The sequence below is a fragment of the Micromonospora sp. TSRI0369 genome (genome assembly GCF_001905625.1).
Taxonomy (GTDB): Bacteria; Actinomycetota; Actinomycetes; order Mycobacteriales; family Micromonosporaceae; genus Micromonospora; species Micromonospora echinospora_A.
Window position 1 is genome coordinate 341,844 of record NZ_LIVU01000002.1, and the last position, 16,853, is coordinate 358,696.

Below are 16,853 nucleotides of genomic sequence, written 5' to 3' on the forward strand. Positions count from 1 at the left end.
CCCGCCGCCACGGCGGTCAGTCGCCGAAGCCGGCCGGGTGGGCGTCGCCCACCGCGTTGAGCAGCACACCCTGCTCCAGCAGCGCCTTGCAGGCGCAGAGCACCATGGTGAACCCGCCCATGGAGTCGATCGCCTTCCCCACGGCCTGGTCGGCGGTGCCGGTGAAACCGGTCTCGGTGATCCGGACCAGCGTCGTGTCACCCTCGCCCGGCAGGAACCGCCATTCGAGCTGGGTGGGGGACTCCGGGTCCCACTCGGCAAGGATGCGGCTGTTCTCCTCGACGTCCTTGACGGTCACCACTGTGGAGACGCCGTACATCTCCCAGTCCCAGGTGACCGTGGCGCCGGGCTCGAGCCGGCCGCTGCTCCTGGTGAACCAGAACTTCGTGGTCACCGCCGGGTCCGCGAACGCCTGGAAGACCTCGGCGACGGGCTTGCGGATGAGCATCTGCGCGGTGACGGCAGGCGGTTGGGTCAAACGGTCGCTGTCCACGGGTCAGCCGTGTTCCCTTCTCGTGTCATCGGCACTGCGTACAAACGGTGGCGGGTCAGGCCCGCCGGCGGTAGAGGAACATGGAGAGCGGCGCGAAGACGGCCACCAGCGCCGCGCAGCCGGCCAGCGCCGCGCCGACCTCACCGGCGGTCGCCGTGCCGTGGGCCAGACCGCGCGCGGCGGTGATGGTCAACGCGAACGGGTTCAGGCCGACCACCGCCTGCAGCCAGCCGGGCAGAGTCTCCTGCGGCACGAAGAAGTTGCTGACGAACGACACCGGGAAGACGATCGCCTGGCAGGCGCTCAGCGCGGCGGTCGGTGACTTCAGGGCGAGCCCGAAGACGACGTACACCCAGGAGAAGGAGAAGACGAACACCAGGGTGATCAGGATCGTGGCGAGGACGCCGAGCACGCCGCCGTCGGGCCGGAAACCGACCGCGAGCCCGACCGCCACGGCGACCGCGCAGCCGACGACGTAGAGCACGTTGTTGCCGAGCAGCGTGCCGACGATCGCGGCGGGACGCCAGATGGCGAGCGCGCGGAAGCGGTCGGTCACCTCCCGGGAGTTGTCCAGGTTGACCACCGCGCCGATCCGCATGCTGATCATGATCCCGGTGAAGACCACGATGCCCGGGATGTAGAACTGCATGTAGCTCGACGTCGAACCGGCCAGGGCGCCGCCGAACAGGAAGCCGAAGACGAGCGTGAACATGATCGGCACGCCGAGCGCCTCGAGGATCTGCGTCGGGTCACGGCGTACCTTCTGCACCGCCCGCCACGCGAAGGTGAGCGTGGACGACAACGCGCCGGGACGCGCCGGCCGCGCCGCGGCCAGCGCCGACACCCCACGGCCGGTGCCGGCCTCCACCACGCTGCTCACGCCGCCTCCTCGGTCTCGGTCCGCGGGCCGTCCGCCCGGTGCCCGGTGAGGGCGAGGAACACCTGGTCCAGGGTGGCGTGGCCGAAGGCGTACTCGGCCAGCCCGACGCCGGCCCCGGCGAGGGCGGCCAGCGCCCTGGTGGCCTCCTCCTCGGCCGACACCTGCGCGGTCAGCTCCAGCGGGTCGGCGCCGGCGTGCACCGCGGCGCCCAGCGCCTCGGCCAGCATCCGCTCGGCCGTCTCCCGCGCCCCGGCGTCGCGCAACCGCACCCGCAGCACGCTCGAACCGACCGACCGCTTCAGCTCCACCGGCGTGCCCTCGGCGATGACCCGGCCGTGGTCGACGACCGCGATCCGGTCGGCGAGCTGGTCGGCCTCGTCGAGGTACTGCGTGGTGAGCAGCACCGTGGCGCCCTCGCCGACCATGCCCCGGACGAGTTCCCACACCTGGTTGCGGCTGTGCGGGTCGAGCCCGGTCGTCGGCTCGTCGAGGAACATCAGGTCGGGCGTCACGACCATGCTGCTGGCGATGTCGAGCCGCCGGCGCATGCCGCCGGAGTAGGTCCGGACCAGCCGGCCGGCGGCCTCCTCCAGGTCGAACGTGGCGAGCAGCTCCCCGGCGCGGCGGCGTGCCGCGCCCCAGGAGAAGCCGCGCAGCCGGGAGAGCAGGACGAGGTTGTCCAGGCCGGACAGTTCCTCGTCGACCGACGAGTACTGCCCGGTCAGCCCGATCCGGTCGCGGATCGCCCCGGCCTCGCGCACCACGTCGTGGCCGAGCACGCGGACCTCGCCGCTGTCGGGCGGGACGAGCGTGGCGAGGGTGCGGACGATCGTCGTCTTGCCGGCGCCGTTGGGGCCGAGCACCCCGAACACGCTTCCGGCCGACACGCGCAGGTCGACTCCGTCGAGCGCGCGCACCTCACCGTAGGATTTGCGCAATCGGGTGACCTCGATGGCGGGACTGTCGGTCTGCTGTGCGGACAAGCCAGCCGTACGCGACATTGTGTTCACAAACATATAGTAGCAGGACGTTTCGCTCCGGTCACGCCCCTTGATCCGCGCGTCGCGCGTTCCTTTGCCACGTGATCCTCGCATGGACACCCGCCGGTCGATAGCTATAGCATTCTCAAGCAGCAAGTTGCCGCGAGAGTGAGGAGCGGACGTGTCCACACGCGAGCTGACCGACATCGACGAGGTGGCGGAGATCTACGACGACGGCGCCTGGGCCGTCGAGGTGCTCGGCGGGAACATCCACTTCGGCTGGTGGGAGGACGACGACGACCGCACGCCCTTCCTGGAGGCCATCAACCGGTTCACCGACATCGTCGGCGACCGGCTCGCGCTGCGCCCGGGCGAGCGGCTGCTCGACGTCGGATGCGGCGCCGGTGAGCCGGCGATCCGGCTCGGCCAGCGCAGCGACGCCGACATCACCGGCATCACCAACAGCACCGAGCACCTCAAGCGGGCCCGGGAACGGGTGAACGAGTCCGGGCTGCGCGGCCAGGTCCGCTTCGAGCTGGGCGACGCCGCCGCGCTGAGCTACCCGGACGCCTCCTTCGACAAGGTGCTCGCCTTCGAGTCCCTGGTGCACGCGCAGGACCGCCGGCAGTGGCTCGCCGAGATCCGCCGCGTGCTCAAGCCGGGCGGCCGGCTCGTGCTCACCGACCTCGCCGAGGACGCCCCGCTCACCGAGCGGGACCGGCAGATCCTCACCGACTTCACACTCGCCCCGCCCGGCCCGCCGATGGCCGCGTTCGACATGGTCCGCGACGCCGGCTTCGTGGTGGACGAGTTCCTCAGCTGCGGCGACAAGATCAGCCGCTCGTTCCCCGCGTACCACGAGCGGGTGCAGCAGCGGCGCGAGACGCTCGCCGCCGCGCACGGGGCCGAGAAGATCGACGCCTTCCTCGCCGAGATGCCGGCCGTGCTCGACGTCCTGCGCACCAAGGTCGGCTGCGTCGTCATCGCCGCCCACAAGCCGCGCTGAACCGGCCGGCGGCGCACCGGTGTCCGAAGGAAACAGGCACATGACCGCCCCCGCCGTCAGCGGCTGCCGGATCTGCGGCGGCCCGGTGACCGAGATGCTCGACCTCGGCCGGCAGCCCCTCTCCGACGCGTTCCCCCGCCCGGCCGACCTCGCCGGCGAGTTCTTCTACCGCCTCGCGCTGGGCCGGTGCGCCGACTGCACGATGGTCCAGCTCGTCGAGGAGGTGCCCCGCGAGCGGATGTTCCACCACGACTACCCGTACCGCTCGTCGCTGTCGTCGGTGATGCGCGCGCACTTCACCGGCACCGGCCGGGAGCTGCTCGCCACCGAACTGACCCGGCCCGGCGCGTTCTGCGTCGAGCTGGGCTGCAACGACGGGGTGATGCTGCGGACCGTGGCGCAGGCCGGCGTACGCCACCTCGGCTTCGAACCGTCCGCCGGGGTGGCCGAGCTGGCCCGCCGGCAGGGCGTACGGGTACGCACCGACTTCTTCGAGGAGAAGACCGCCGCCGACGTGCTCGCCACCGACGGGCCGGCGGACGTCATCTACGCCGCCAACACGATCTGCCACCTGCCCTACCTGGACTCGGTGCTGCGCGGGGCGCGGCTGCTGCTCGCCCCCGGCGGCGTCCTCGTCTTCGAGGACCCGTACCTCGACGACATCCTCGCCCGGACCGCCTTCGACCAGATCTACGACGAGCACTTCTACTACTTCACCGCCCACTCGGTACGCGCCGCCGCGGCCCGCTTCGGGCTGGAACTCGTGGACGTACGCCGGCTACCAGTGCACGGGGGCGAGGTGCGCTACACGCTCGCCCACGCCGGGGCGCGTACCCCGTCCCCGGCCGTCGCCGACCTGCTGCGTCAGGAACGGGAGCGCGGGGTGACCGGGGCGGCGGCGCTGCGCCGGTTCGCCGCCGACGTCGCGCGTACCCGGACCGACCTGGTCGCGCTGCTGCGCTCGCTGAAGGAGGAGGGCCGCACCGTCGCCGCCTACGGGGCCACCGCGAAGAGCGCCACCGTCACCAACTACTGCGGGCTCGGGCCGGAGCTGATCTCGTACGTCTGCGACACCACCCCGGCCAAGCAGGGCCGGCTGACCCCGGGCGCGCACATCCCGGTCCGCCCGCCGGCCGCCTTCGCCGACCCGTACCCGGACTACGCGGTGCTCTTCGCCTGGAACCACGCCGAGGAGATCATGGCGAAGGAGACCGGCTTCCGGGCCGCCGGAGGCCGGTGGATCCACTACGTGCCCACCGTGCGCGTACGGTGACGGCATCGGTGGCGCGCGGCTTCTACCGCGCCGGATACCCGGAGATCTACGACCTGGTGATGCGGCACCGGGGCCGCGACCACACGGCCGAGGCCGCCACGCTCGCCCGGATGGTCCGGCGCCGGAACCCGGCCGCCGCTTCGCTGCTCGACGTGGCCTGCGGCACCGGGCTGCACCTGGAACACCTGCGGACCCACTTCGCCCCGGTGACCGGGGTGGACCTGTCCGCGGAGATGCTCGCCCGCGCCGGCGCCCGGGTTCCGGACGTGGCCCTGCACGAGGGCGACATGCGCGAGCTGGACCTGGCCGCCGCCTTCGACGTGGTGGTCTGTCTCTTCGCGGTGCCGCACCTGCGCGGCGTCGCCGAGCTGGACCGGACCGTCGCGCGGCTGGCCGCCCACCTGACGCCGGGCGGCGTGCTGGCGGTCGAGCCCTGGTACACGCCGGAGACGTTCGTCCCCGGCTACGTGGCCCGCGACATGGTGCAGGAGCAGGACCGGGTGGTGGTCCGGCTCTCCCACTCGACGTGGCTCGACGGCGCGCGCGACCGGATCCGGATGACAGTGCACCAGGCGTACGCCGACCCGGACACGGGCATCCGGCACGACACCGCGACGACCGAACTGACGCTGTTCCGGCCGGAGCACTTCGCCGCCGCGTTCGCCCGCGCCGGGCTCGCCGCCGCGCACGTCACCGCGCCGCCGTTCCGCTGGGGCCTGTGGATCGCCCGGCCCGCGGGTGCCCGGTGACCGGCGACCGGCCCCGGGCGGTCGTGCTGGGCGGCACCGGGTTCGTCGGCGGTCACGTCGCGGACGCCTTCGCCGACGCCGGTTACGACGTGCTCACGGTGGCCCGCCGCGCCCCGGCCGGCCGCCGGCACCGGTTCACCGCGCTCGACCTCGGCAGCACCGACCCGGAGACGCTGGCGCGGCTCCTGGACGCCGAGGGCCCGGTCGCCGTGGTCGACGCCACCGGCAGCAGCTGGGGACTGGACCCGGGCCGGATGGCGGAGCGCTGCACCCGGCTCAGCGGGCTGCTGCTCGACGCGCTGCGCCGCGCCGCCTGCCGGCCGCGGCTGGTCCACCTCGGCTCGGTGCTGGAGTACGGCCCGCAGCCGGCCGAGCCGGCCGAGCCGCGCCGTACGCCCGCACCGGAAACCGCCTACGGCCGGGCGAAGCTCGCCGCGACACGTGCCGTGCTGGCGGCCACCGACGCCGGTGACGTCGACGCGGTGGTGCTGCGACTGGTGAACGCGCTCGGCCCGGGGCTGCCCGTGACCAGCCTGCTGGGCCGGGTCGCCGTCGCGCTGGCGCCGGCCGCGCGGTCCGGCGTCCCCGTGCGGGTGACGCTCGCCCCGCTGGAGGCCCGGCGCGACTTCGTCGACGTCCGGGACGCCGCCGACGCCGTGCTGGCCGCCGCGGGACGCCCGGTGACCGGCCGCGTCCTCGACATCGGCCGGGGTGAGGCGGTGCCGGTGCGGTCGCTGGTACGGCTCCTGGTGGAGGTCAGCGGGGTGCCCACGACGGTGGTGGAACGCCCCGGGCCGGCCGGGTGGCGGGCCGCCACCCGGTGGTCGTGCGTCGACCCCGCGCCGGCCGCTGCCGCGCTCGGCTGGCGGCCCCGCCGCGACCTGCGAAAGGCGGTCACCGACTTCTGGCACGACGAGCTGCGCCGGCACTCCGGCACCGGGGAACCGGCGACCGCGGGGAAGCCGCGACAGCGGGCGCCGTAGCGCCGGTGCGGGCGGCGAATCGACAGGTGGCGCGACCGGCGTCACCGGCTCGGCGGTACGGCGTCGGCCGTGCCGCCTCGGCGACAGGGAGGGCAGGAGTCATGCGCGTACTGTTCATGCCGGGTCCGGCCATCGGCCACGCGTTCCCGCTGGTGCCGCTCGGGTGGGCGTTCCGCGCCGCCGGGCACGAGGTCGTCTTCGTCACCGCCGGTGACGCGCTGGCGGTGGCCCGGGCCGGGCTGCCGGTCCTGGACGCCGTGCCCGGACGGACCACCTCGGACATGCAGGCCCAGTTCATCAGGGACGTGCCGCGCCTCTTCGAGCCGATCGGCGCCGACCCGATCGGGGAGATGGAGGAGCGAAAGCCGTACATCGTCGCGGCCTGGGACCCGTTCGTGGACGCCCACGTCGCGCTCGGCGAATGGGTGCAGCCGGACCTGGTCGTGTACGACCCGATCTTCGCGGTCGGCCCGGTCGTCGCCGCCCGGCTGAAGGTGCCGGCGGTGGCGCACAGCCTCGGGCTGGCCCGGTTCACCCCCGACCTGCTGCGCGAGCTGCCCGGTGCGGTGGCGATGCGCCGGCACGGGGTGACGCTGCCCGAGGGCATCCGGACCGTCGACATCGCCCCGCCCAGCCTGGTCGAGGGCGGACCGGCCGAGATTTCCATGCGCTACGTGCCGTACAACGGCGGCGGGATCCTGCCGGACTGGCTCCGGGAGCCGGTCGACCGGCCCCGGATCGCTGTCACCTTCGGCACCCTCGGCGGGCCGGACCGGTTCGCCGCCGGCATCGAGCGGGTGCTCGCCGCCGCCTCCGGGCTGGACGCCGAGTTCGTGCTGGCGATCGGGGAGTCGGCAGTCCCGGCCGACCTGCCGGCCAACGTGCGTACCACCGGCTGGGTGCCGCTGAACCAGTTGCTGCGCGGCTGCGCCGCCGCGATCCACCACGGCGGGGACGGCACGACGCTCACCTGCGCCGCGCTCGGCGTCCGCCAACTGGTGCTGCCCGGCTCGCCGGACGAGCTGGTCACCGGCGAGCTGCTGCGCGCCCGAGGGCTGGCGCACGTGCTGGACTCGGTGGACGAGCTGGGCGCCGCCGTGATCGACAGGCTGCTCACCGACACGGAGCTGGGTCGGGTGACAGGTGAGGTGCGGGCCGAGATCGCGGCGCTGCCGTCCCCGGCCGAGGTGGTGCCCCGGCTGGCCGCGCCGGCGTGAGCCCGCCGAGCTTCGGTGCGGCACGGCCCTGGTCCCGGCGTGACGAAGGCGACCCGGGCAGGCCCCGGCAGGCGGGCGGCTCGTCGCCGCCCGCCGCCGGTCCGTCGTGCTCAGCGCAGTTGCGCGTCGGCCACCGCGAAGAGCAGCCCGTGCGGGTTCGCCTTGCCGGTGTCGCCGTGCGGCCAGCTCGTCCGGTCGAAGCTCACGCAGCGCCGGCCGGTGTGCTCGTCGCGGAACGTGCGGTCCTCGGTGAGCCGGCCCGCCGGGTCGACCAGGGCCATGCAGATCCGGGCGTCACCGTCGAGCCCGGTGGGGGCCACGAAGTAGTTCGAGGTGACCACCCGGGAGACCTGGTCGGTCTGGCGGACGTGCTTCCCGCCCGCCACCGGCCGGAACGTGTCCAGCGCCCCCCAGTGCGGGCCGCCGAGCGTGTTGTCCACGATCGGCAGCGCGCTGACCAGCGCGGGACAGTCCGGCTCGGCGCCGCCGCGTACGGTCTCCGCGATCGTGTCGATCTGGCACGAGGTCCGGCTTCCGGCGGCCAGGAGCCGGCGGATGTCCAGCACGTACACCATGCCGGACTCGGCGTTGACGGCCGGTGAGTTGTTGCCGCCGAACATCACCGTGTGGAACAGGAAGCGGTCGTCCGGGCTCACCATGAGCCAGCTGCCGCCGTCGGCCGCGCTGGTCGGGGTGTCGCGCGGGTAGATCCGGCGGAAGGCGGTCGCGTCGTCGAACACCTGCCGCCAGGTCAGCTCCCGCTTGGTGATGTCCGGCGTGTAGTAGACCGCGCCCATCCCGGTGGCCACGAACGCGCCCTTGTTGCGGGGCTTGTTCGTCACCGCGGGCTCCATGGCCAGCAGGCCCTCCCGGCTGAACTCGTCGTCGACCCGGGGCCCGTCGGGCAGGTACGACAGCGACAGCAGGCGGGGCCGGTTGCGGTTGCTGATGTCGTACGTGCGGACCGTGCGGCGCTGCAGGTTCGGGTCGGTCACCAGGCCGGCGACGACGTGCCGCACCTCGACGAAGTCGCTGGTGACCAGCCGGTTCAGGTCCTCGCGCAGCGCGATGCCGTGCGGGTTGGCGCAGGTCGGCACCGGCAGCGCCGGCTGGTTGGGGCAGGAGACCGGGTCCTCGGCCTCCTTCTTCGCCGCCGGCATCTCGGCCAGCACCCGGCCGTCGGCGCCGAGCCGGACCACCTCGCCCGGGGAGCCGGCGAAGCCGTTGCCCACGCGGGTCTGCCCGTCGGAGTAGGTGCAGGGGCCGGCGACGTCGGGTCCGCCCATGTACGACCCGTACGCCGTGCCGTCGCGCAGGACGGTGAACGCGTCCGGCACCGAGCCGCACGGGGTGTCGTGCGGCAGCGTCACGCCGCTGAGCGAGACCCGGGGCAGCCGGCTGACGTCGAAGACGAAGACGGTGTCGCTGAGCAGGCCGCCCGCGTACACCTTGTCGCCCTTGCGCCAGGTGTACTGCATGTGGTGCGGCTCGTTGCCGAAGACCGAGTCGACGGTGACGGTGTTCGCCACCCGGCCGTAGTCGGGTGAGCCGGGGGTGGCGTCCACGACGGCGAGGAAGTCGGGGTCGGGTTTGCCGTCGGGGCCGGGGGCGGCGTCGCCGGTCCACACCAGCAGCCACTGGCGGGCGGACGCGCCCGCCCGCTCGGCGGCCTGAGCCGTGCGGGTGAGGTGATTGGTGATCCGGTACGGCTGGCCGTCGCTGCCGGTCACTGTCGAGGTGATCCGTCGCACGGACGCCCCGGCCGCGGCCGGGGGCGGCACCAGGCCGCTGCTGACTGCGACGAGCGCGATCACTCCGATGTGGGCGGCACGCCGGAGCGGGCCGCGCAGTTGTCCACGGGGCATGGACGTCCTCCTGGTCACGTGCGGGATTGAGGCCGGAACATGCCAGGCGTCGCGGTCGGAGGGAGACGGAGAAGGGCCGGAGAGCGGCGCCCGCGGCAGCGAGCCTACTATGCGAATTGCAACTGTCAATTGACGGGAAGTCGACTGCGGGGAGATCCACTCCGCGCAATTCCCACCGGTCGAGGGAGGGGTCGCAGCGGTCGACGGCAGCCGATGTCGTGGCAGGTCACGGCGGAGGTCAAGGCTTGCCGGGCAAGGGTTTTCGCGCGCCTCGCCGGGCTGGTGTCAAGCCCGGAGCGGTGGCGTCGTCGAGAGCGCGATTCCGTCCGTTCGGGCCAGTGGGCGGGAGCCGGGGGTACCGACACCGGTTGACGAACGTGTAGCTGGCCGGTGCCGTCGGCGACTAGGATGCGAGGTGGTGATGCCGGGGTGAGGCACCGCGGCGACGACGCGCCCCCGGGGAGGTCCGCCGCCATGACCGTCGGAGTCTGGAACTACCTGGCCGAGTACGCCAGCGAGCGCGAGGACGTCCTCGGCGCCGTGGAACAGGTCTTCTCCTCCGGCCGGCTGGTGCTCGGCGAGAGCGTGCGCGGCTTCGAGCGGGAGTTCGCCGCCTACCACGGCGTACCGCACTGCGTCGGGGTGGCCAACGGCACCGACGCCATCTCGCTGGCCCTGTGGGCGCTGGGCGTACGCCCCGGCGACGAGGTGGTCACCGTCGCCAACACGGCCGCCCCGACAGTGCTCGCCATCGACGCGGTGGGCGCGGTGCCGGTCTTCGTCGACGTGGACGAGGCGACCTGCCTGATGCGCGTCGACCAGGTCGCCGACGTGATCACGCCGCGTACCCGGGTGCTGCTCCCGGTGCACCTCTACGGGCAGTGCGTCGAGATGGCGCCGCTGCGGGCGCTCGCCGCCGCGCACGGCCTCGCCGTGCTGGAGGACTGCGCGCAGGCGCACGGCGCGCGCCACCACGGCCTCGTGGCCGGGTCGCTCGGTGACGCCGCCGCCTTCTCGTTCTACCCCACCAAGGTGCTCGGCGCGTACGGCGACGGCGGCGCGACGATCACCGCCGACCCGGACGTGGAGCGGCGCCTGCGCCGGCTGCGGTACTACGGGATGGAGGACCGCTACTACGTCGAGGAGACGCCCGGCCGCAACAGCCGCCTGGACGAGGTGCAGGCGGAGATCCTGCGCCGCAAGCTGCGGCGGCTGGACCGCTACGTCGCCGCCCGGCGCGCGATCGCCCGCCGCTACGACGAGGGGCTGGCCGGCACCGGCCTGGTCCTGCCGGTCACCGCGCCCGGCAACGAGCACGTCTACTACCTCTACGTGGTGCGGCACCCGCGGCGCGACGAGATCCTGGCGGAGCTGCGCCCGCACGGCATCGAGCTGAACGTCAGCTACCGCTGGCCGGTGCACACCATGCGCGGCTTCGCCCACCTCGGCTACTCCGAGGGGTCACTGCCGGTCACCGAGCGGCTGGCGGGGGAGATCTTCTCGCTGCCGATGTACCCGTCGCTCGACGAGGCCGTCCAGGCCCGGGTGATCGACGCGCTGCGCACGATTCTGCGGGCCTGGTGACGCTCCGAAGCGGGCACCGCAAGAATTGAGAATCATATAGCAAACTGCGCTCGCGCGGATCTACCATCTCGACATGGAGCCTTCCACTTTCAGCACCCCGGTCGGCGACTTCGCCGACCTCCGTGACGACTTCCTGCGGCTCACCACCGAGATCGGCTGGTGCACGGTCGCCACTGTGGACGGACGCGACCGGCCGCGCAGCCGGATCATGCACGTCTCCTGGGACGTCGGCGACGCCGGCCCGACCGGATGGGTCAGCACCTCCCGCACCCCGGTCAAGACCGCCCACCTCGCTCGCAACCCGTACGTCTCGTGCAGCTACTGGACACCCGCGCACGACGCCGTCTTCGTCGACTGCCGCGCCACCTGGCTGGAGCCGGGCGACACCAAGCGCCACGTCTGGGACCTGGTCGCCGCCGAGGCGACCCAGCGCGGCTTCGACCCGTACGCGGTCTGGCCCGACGGCCCCACCGACGCCGGCTTCGAGGTGCTCCAGTTCGACCCCTGGCGGGTCCAGATCACCCTTCAGGACCTGGCCAACGGCCAGACCATCGGTTCGTCGCGGGTCTGGCACGCCGCCGGACGGCCCGCGTCCACCGGCGCGCTGCTCTCCCGCTGATCCCGACCGGGCCGCCGTCGCACCCGGGCCGGCCCGTCACCGCCGACGCGGCGAGCCGCGCGGCCCGACACCGAGGGAACGCACCATGACCAGCACCCTGCGCACACCCGCGTCGGCGCCCGGCCGCCTGCCCGTGCTCGGGCACGGCCTGCAGATGAAACGACGACCCGCCGAGTTCCTGCTCGAACTCCAGTCCGGCGAGCCGGTCGTCACCATCGCGCTCGGCAAGCGCCCGGCGTACGTGGTGAACGACCCGACCCTGATGCGCGAGCTGCTCCGCGACGGCGACACCTTCGTCCGGGGCGGGCCCATGACCGACCGCTTCCGGTCCATGTTCGGCAACGGCCTGGGCATCTCCGAGGGCGAGTTCCACCGCCGGCAGCGGGCGCTGATCCAGCCCGCCTTCCACCGCAACAAGGTCATCCACTACACGGAGCTGATGAGCCGGACGGTCGCCGGCAAGCTCGACTCCTGGCGCGACGGCCAGCGCCTCGCGGTCGAGAAGGAGATGGACGAGCTGGCCCTCACCAACGTCGTCGAGGTCGTCTTCGCCGGTGACCGGCGCCTCGACCGCGCCCGGTTCATGGCCGCGACCACCACCGTCCTGGGCGGACTGTTCCGCCGGATCACCGACGTGACGGGCGTGCTGACCCGGCTGCCCACCCAGGCCAACCGCGACTACGACGCCGCGGCCGAGTACCTGCGGGCCACCATCCGCCGGGTCATCGCCGAGTACCGCGCGGCCGGCACCGACCACGGCGACCTGCTGTCGATGATGCTCTTCGCCCGCGACGAGGACGGCCGGCCCGCGATGAGCGACGAGCAGGTCCACGACGAGGTGATGACGTTCTTCATCGCCGGGAGCAACACCATCGCCAACACGCTCTGCTGGGCGCTGCACCACGTCGGCGCGGACCCCGAGGTGCAGCGGCGGCTGCACGCCGAGGTCGACCGGGTGCTCGACGGACGGGCCGCCGGCTACGCCGACGTGGCGGCGCTGGAGTACACCCGCCAGGTGCTCTCCGAGACGTTGCGGCTGCGCACCCAGGGCCTGTTCAACAACCGGGTCACCGCCCGCGACGCCGAACTGGGCGGCTACCTGATCCCGGCCGGCTCGGACGTGCTCTACAGCTTCCACGCCGTACACCACAACCCGCTGATCTATCCGGAGCCCGAGCGCTTCGACCCGGACCGGTGGCTGCCGGAGCGGGCCCGGGAGCTGCCGCGCGGCGCGTTCATGCCGTTCGCCACCGGCGTGCACGGCTGCATCGGCGACCAGTTCGCCTGGACCGAGATGATCGTCTCGCTGGCCAGCATCGCCGCCCGCTGGCGGCTGGAGCCGGTGCCCGGCCACGAGCCGAAGCCCGTGCCGGCCATGACCATGCCCGTCGACGCGCTGCCGATGACCGCGCGTCTGCGTACCCGCTGACCGGCGGACGCCCGGCCACCGGCCCACACGGACCGGCGGCCGGGCGTCCGGTCGCTCAGAGCTCCCCGGCGATCACGTTGCCCGGCGCGTCCGGGTCGGCGCTGAGGTAGAACTCGTGCGCCGCCCGGCCGTACTCCTCGCTGGTGAGATAGCCGTCCCGGTCGGTGTCGAGCCGGTCGAAGATCCGCTGCGTGTCCTCCGACCGCATGCCGCTCTTGCTCTGCGCCGCGAACATCTCCGCGTGGTTGATGCGCCCGTCCCGGTCCGCGTCGGCCACGTCGAAGACGGCCAGGCTGAACGGCACCGCCGCGTTCGTCACGAACTCCGGGAACTCCGGCTTGTCGGCCCAGGCCACCCACTCGGCGACCGTCACCCGCTTCTCGCCGTCCGGCCCGTCGCTGCCGCGCATCCCGCGCCACATCCGGGCCGCCGCGCCGTGGATACGCCGCCAGCCCGGCGAGTACGGGGCGACGCCGTACGTGTCGCACCAGATCTGGGCCATCGCGGTGATGTCCAGCCCGTCGATGACGCCGTCACCGTCGGCGTCGTACGAGGCGAAGACCTTCTCCAGCTTCCGGCGTTGCAGTTCGGTGGTCATCTCGTTCCTTCCGTCGTGATGGATGAGGGTCGGTGCGGGGCGACCGCGCGGACGGTGAGCGCGGTCGAGGTCAGGTCGACCCCGCCGTCCGGGCCGGCGCGTCCCTCGGCGGCGGCGGCCACCTCCGCCCAGAGCGCGTCCCGCCCGGCCGGGTCGAGCGCGTCGACCCGGCGGCGTACCGGTGGCGGGGCCACCGCCCGGGTGAACCGCGCGTACTCGGCCGGATCGTGGAACCGGAACGGGACCGGGTACTCCTCGACCGTCACGTCACGCAGGCCGGCGTCGGTCAGCCCGGCCGCCAGCGCCGCCGGATCGCAGAGGCGGTACGGGCCGGGGGCGTCCGGTGGCCCGGACGGCAGGTCCAGCCGTCGCGCGAGCACGCCGTACCCGAGCGACATCAGCGGCACCCGCGGTGGTGGCGCCCACACCGCCGCGGCGAGCACGCCGCCCGGGACGAGCAGCCGGGCGATCCGGCCGAACGCGGCGCCGGGGTCGACGGCGAACATCAGGCCGAGCCGGCTGAGCACCACGTCGAAGGCGTGCGGCGGCAGCTCCACCGTCTCCAGGTCGGCGACGAGGAAGTTGACGTTGCGGCGGCCCTCGGCGCGGCGGCGGGCCACGGCGAGCATGGCGGGGGAGAGGTCGACACCGGTGACCGTGCCGGCCGGGCCGACCACGTCGGCGGCGCTGAGCGCCGGCTCCCCCGGGCCGGTCGCGACGTCCAGGACGCGATGCCCCGGCCGTACGCCACCCAGGGCCAGCAGCCGCGCGGTGAGCGCCGCGCCGCCCCGCTCGAAGGTCTCCCACTCGCGGGTCCAGCCGTCGCTGACGGCGTCCCAGGTCCGTCGCTGTTCGGCCTTCACGGCGGCGGCATCTGTCGATACGGACATCGCTCCTCCTCCTGTGGTCCGTCAGGTCACCCGCCCGGCCGGGCCGGTTCGCGGTCGGCCGGCCGGTCGTCGGCGTCCTCCGGTTCCCGCAGCACCCAGGCCCGCCGTCGCCCGCCCGGCCCGGGACCGGCCGACGAGCCGGGCGGGCCACCGGCGGGCCGGTCACGCCGTCCACGCGCCATCAGCACGAGCAGGACCGCTCCGGTCACCACCGGCGCCAGCAACAGGGCCAGTCCGGCCGCTCCGCCCGTACCCCCGTGGTGGCCGCCCCCGGCGGAGCCGTCCGGCGGCGCGGTGACCGGCGGGGACACGGCCGGGGCCGCCCGCGGCGGCGCGACGAGCCCGGCGGCGACGGTGAAGGGGACCACGCCGGTGGCGGTCTGCCCGGTGGCGAGCTGGGCGTGGTAGCCGACCCGGTAGCGCCCGTCACCCGCGACAGTGACCGGCAGCTCGACGCCGTTGCCGCGATACCGGGGCGCGCCCGTCGCGGCGAACGCCCCGCCCGGGCCGACCAGCCACACATGGGTCCGCTCGCCGTCGAGCGGACCGTTGAAGGTGAGCGTCACCGCCGCCGGCGCCGTGGTCAGCCGGGTGCCGGCCGGCGGGTCGGCGCTCACCAACCGCGCCGGCCGCAGCTGCGCCGCCAGGGTCAGCCCGGCCAGGCCGAGCGCGAGCAGCGTGAGCAGTCCCGCCGCCAGCCACCGCAGCCCCGGCCCGCGCCTCACCGGACTTCGGCCACCCGGCGGCAACTGCACCGCATCCGGGCCAGCTCGTCGGCGAGCGGCGTGCGGTGCAGGTACATCGCCACCACCATCGGCAGGAACACCACCGCGTTGTAGAACAGGTGCAGCTCCACCCGGGGCGCCACCAGTTGCAGCAGGCTCGTCGGCACCGGCTGCCCGGCCAGGTTGCTGCCGGTCAGCGACTGCACCAGCAGCAGCAGGTGCTCAAGGTGGTGCCACACCTGGATCAGCAGCGCCGCCGTCCACCAGGTCCGGGCGCGGCCGACGAAGCCGCCGCGCAGCATCCAGAAACCGGCGAGCATGACGAGCGCGTACCCGTAGTGCAGCCACTCGCTCTCCACGAGCCACGGGAACGGCATGCCGAGCACGCCCCGGGCCTCCGGCCGGGACCAGCCGAACACCCAGATCTGGGCGGCCTGCACCAGGTGCTCGGCCCAGTGTGCGATGACGACGACGAGGAAGATCTGCAGGGCCGCCCGGTGCCGGCTGCCGTTCAGATCGAGCCCCGGAGCGCCGGCGTCGCGCTTCTCCGACAGGGTCACTGCGCCTCCTTCAGGAGCGGTTGGATGTGCCGGCGGCCGGCGGCCGGGTGGGGTTTCCCGTACCTGTCGAACCGGCCCCGCCGGAAGATCAGGGCGTCGCTGTCGGCGGCCGTGCGCGCGGCGACCAGCCGGCCCACCACGATCACGTGGTCGCCGCCGTTGTGGCAGCGCCACGGCCGGCACTCCAGCCAGGCCAGTGCCCCGTGCAGCAGCGGCGCGCCGGTCTGCTCGCCCGGCGACCAGCCGACAGTGGTGAACTGCGCGCGCCCGGGCCGCCGGCGCCGGTCGGCGAAGTGCCGGGCCAGGTGTTCCTGACCGGCCGCCAGGACGGAGATGCCGAACCCGTCCGCGTCGGCCAGGCAGGCGGACATCAGGCTGTCGCGGCTCACGCAGAGCAGCACCAGCGGCGGGTCCAGCGAGACCGAGGTGAACGAGTTCGCGGTCATCCCGTGCGGCAGCGGACCACCCACCGTCAGCACCGTCACGCCGGTGACGAACTCGCCGAGCACCGCACGCAGCGCCGCGGCGGCCGGCGGCGCGCCCACGGCCCGCTCAGGCACGGCCGGACACCCCCTCGGCCGCCCGGTACGGCGCCAGCGCCCGCACCAGCGGCGGCGGCACGCGGGTCGGCACCACCTGCCCGGCGACCTCCCGCATGCAGGCGATCCGCTGGTGACCCCGGGCCACCGGGACCAGCCCGCCCGGGCCGTCGCGCAGGTAGTCGAAGGCCAGGCCGAGCTGCGTCTGGGTCAGCTCGGTCAGGCTCATCCGGATGCGCAGCTCGTCGAACGCGTCGAGCTCGGCGAGGTACTCGCAGTCCACCCGCAGCGTGAACAGCTTCAACCCGGCGCGCAGGTCGTCGACCACCGCCGGGGCGTGCTCGCGCAGGAACATCTCCCGGCAGCGGCCCTGCCAGCGCAGGTAGTTGACGTAGTAGACGTTGCCGACGAGGTTCGTCTCCTCGAACCCGACCACGTGGCGGTACTCGTACCAGGCGGACAT

18 protein-coding genes are annotated in these 16,853 nt (G+C 73.7%); 8 read left to right on the plus strand and 10 right to left on the minus strand.

Annotated features, from left to right (window positions below):
- Window positions 1-16: 16 nt before the first annotated feature.
- From AMK25_RS06865 to AMK25_RS06875, 3 genes are read right to left on the minus strand one after another with little or no spacing between them, the layout of a single operon-like run.
- Window positions 17-493, minus strand: a complete 477-nt coding sequence (locus tag AMK25_RS06865) for an SRPBCC family protein (protein WP_225980486.1) — start codon at window positions 491-493, stop codon at window positions 17-19.
- 55 nt (window positions 494-548) lie between these two features.
- The gene (locus AMK25_RS06870; RefSeq protein WP_073827288.1) at window positions 549-1,373 is read right to left on the minus strand and encodes an ABC transporter permease; all 825 of its coding nucleotides are present in this window, start codon (window positions 1,371-1,373) and stop codon (window positions 549-551) included.
- The gene (locus AMK25_RS06875; RefSeq protein WP_073827289.1) at window positions 1,370-2,374 is read right to left on the minus strand and encodes an ATP-binding cassette domain-containing protein; all 1,005 of its coding nucleotides are present in this window, start codon (window positions 2,372-2,374) and stop codon (window positions 1,370-1,372) included. Before AMK25_RS06875 ends, AMK25_RS06870 begins: the two co-directional genes overlap by 4 nt.
- 160 nt (window positions 2,375-2,534) lie before the next feature.
- Between AMK25_RS06875 and AMK25_RS06880 the strand changes: the two genes are divergently transcribed.
- The 5 genes from AMK25_RS06880 to AMK25_RS06900 all read left to right on the plus strand — a co-directional run bounded on the left by AMK25_RS06880 (window position 2,535) and on the right by AMK25_RS06900 (window position 7,581).
- Entirely contained in the window at window positions 2,535-3,359 is an 825-nt protein-coding gene (locus AMK25_RS06880) for an SAM-dependent methyltransferase (protein WP_073827290.1), read from the plus strand.
- A gap of 40 nt (window positions 3,360-3,399) precedes the next feature.
- Window positions 3,400-4,632, plus strand: a complete 1,233-nt coding sequence (locus AMK25_RS06885) for a class I SAM-dependent methyltransferase (protein ID WP_073827291.1) — start codon at window positions 3,400-3,402, stop codon at window positions 4,630-4,632.
- A complete protein-coding gene (locus tag AMK25_RS06890; RefSeq protein ID WP_241826271.1) occupies window positions 4,629-5,381 on the plus strand; it encodes a class I SAM-dependent methyltransferase in 753 nt (250 codons plus the stop codon). The genes AMK25_RS06885 and AMK25_RS06890 overlap by 4 nt, the downstream gene beginning before the upstream one ends.
- Window positions 5,378-6,364, plus strand: coding sequence for an NAD-dependent epimerase/dehydratase family protein (locus AMK25_RS06895; protein WP_073827770.1), 987 nt, complete (start codon window positions 5,378-5,380; stop codon window positions 6,362-6,364). Before AMK25_RS06890 ends, AMK25_RS06895 begins: the two co-directional genes overlap by 4 nt.
- 101 nt (window positions 6,365-6,465) lie before the next feature.
- The gene (locus AMK25_RS06900) at window positions 6,466-7,581 is read left to right on the plus strand and encodes a nucleotide disphospho-sugar-binding domain-containing protein (RefSeq protein WP_073827292.1); all 1,116 of its coding nucleotides are present in this window, start codon (window positions 6,466-6,468) and stop codon (window positions 7,579-7,581) included.
- 110 nt (window positions 7,582-7,691) lie between these two features.
- Here the strand turns inward: AMK25_RS06900 and AMK25_RS06905 are convergent, their stop codons facing one another.
- Window positions 7,692-9,446, minus strand: a complete 1,755-nt coding sequence (locus AMK25_RS06905; protein ID WP_083664659.1) for a hypothetical protein — start codon at window positions 9,444-9,446, stop codon at window positions 7,692-7,694.
- Window positions 9,447-9,920: 474 nt separating this feature from the next.
- Between AMK25_RS06905 and AMK25_RS06910 the strand changes: the two genes are divergently transcribed.
- From AMK25_RS06910 to AMK25_RS06920, 3 genes are all read left to right on the plus strand, one after another.
- On the plus strand, window positions 9,921-11,030 hold the full coding sequence (locus AMK25_RS06910) for a DegT/DnrJ/EryC1/StrS family aminotransferase (protein ID WP_073827293.1): 1,110 nt from the start codon (window positions 9,921-9,923) through the stop codon (window positions 11,028-11,030).
- A gap of 73 nt (window positions 11,031-11,103) precedes the next feature.
- Complete coding sequence (locus AMK25_RS06915; protein WP_073827294.1) at window positions 11,104-11,649, plus strand: pyridoxamine 5'-phosphate oxidase family protein; 546 nt, start codon at window positions 11,104-11,106, stop codon at window positions 11,647-11,649.
- Between the two features lie 85 nt (window positions 11,650-11,734).
- The gene (locus tag AMK25_RS06920) at window positions 11,735-13,078 is read left to right on the plus strand and encodes a cytochrome P450 (RefSeq protein WP_073827295.1); all 1,344 of its coding nucleotides are present in this window, start codon (window positions 11,735-11,737) and stop codon (window positions 13,076-13,078) included.
- Between the two features lie 55 nt (window positions 13,079-13,133).
- On the opposite strand, the gene AMK25_RS06925 is transcribed toward AMK25_RS06920, so the two are convergent.
- Genes AMK25_RS06925 through AMK25_RS06950 form a run of 6 tightly spaced genes read right to left on the minus strand, consistent with a single transcriptional unit; the run spans window position 13,134 to window position 16,853 of the window.
- A complete protein-coding gene (locus AMK25_RS06925; protein WP_030503321.1) occupies window positions 13,134-13,676 on the minus strand; it encodes an EF-hand domain-containing protein in 543 nt (180 codons plus the stop codon).
- Window positions 13,673-14,566: a class I SAM-dependent methyltransferase gene (locus AMK25_RS06930; RefSeq protein WP_073827296.1), complete on the minus strand. Its 894-nt coding sequence runs from the start codon at window positions 14,564-14,566 to the stop codon at window positions 13,673-13,675. Before AMK25_RS06930 ends, AMK25_RS06925 begins: the two co-directional genes overlap by 4 nt.
- A gap of 26 nt (window positions 14,567-14,592) precedes the next feature.
- On the minus strand, window positions 14,593-15,291 hold the full coding sequence (locus AMK25_RS06935; RefSeq protein WP_073827297.1) for a copper resistance CopC family protein: 699 nt from the start codon (window positions 15,289-15,291) through the stop codon (window positions 14,593-14,595).
- Window positions 15,288-15,851, minus strand: coding sequence for a hypothetical protein (locus tag AMK25_RS06940; protein ID WP_073827298.1), 564 nt, complete (start codon window positions 15,849-15,851; stop codon window positions 15,288-15,290). Before AMK25_RS06940 ends, AMK25_RS06935 begins: the two co-directional genes overlap by 4 nt.
- Window positions 15,848-16,411 (minus strand): flavin reductase family protein, encoded by a 564-nt coding sequence (locus AMK25_RS06945; protein ID WP_073827299.1) that lies wholly within the window; start codon window positions 16,409-16,411, stop codon window positions 15,848-15,850. Before AMK25_RS06945 ends, AMK25_RS06940 begins: the two co-directional genes overlap by 4 nt.
- On the minus strand, window positions 16,404-16,853 hold the full coding sequence (locus AMK25_RS06950) for an acyl-CoA thioesterase (protein WP_073827300.1): 450 nt from the start codon (window positions 16,851-16,853) through the stop codon (window positions 16,404-16,406). The genes AMK25_RS06945 and AMK25_RS06950 overlap by 8 nt, the downstream gene beginning before the upstream one ends.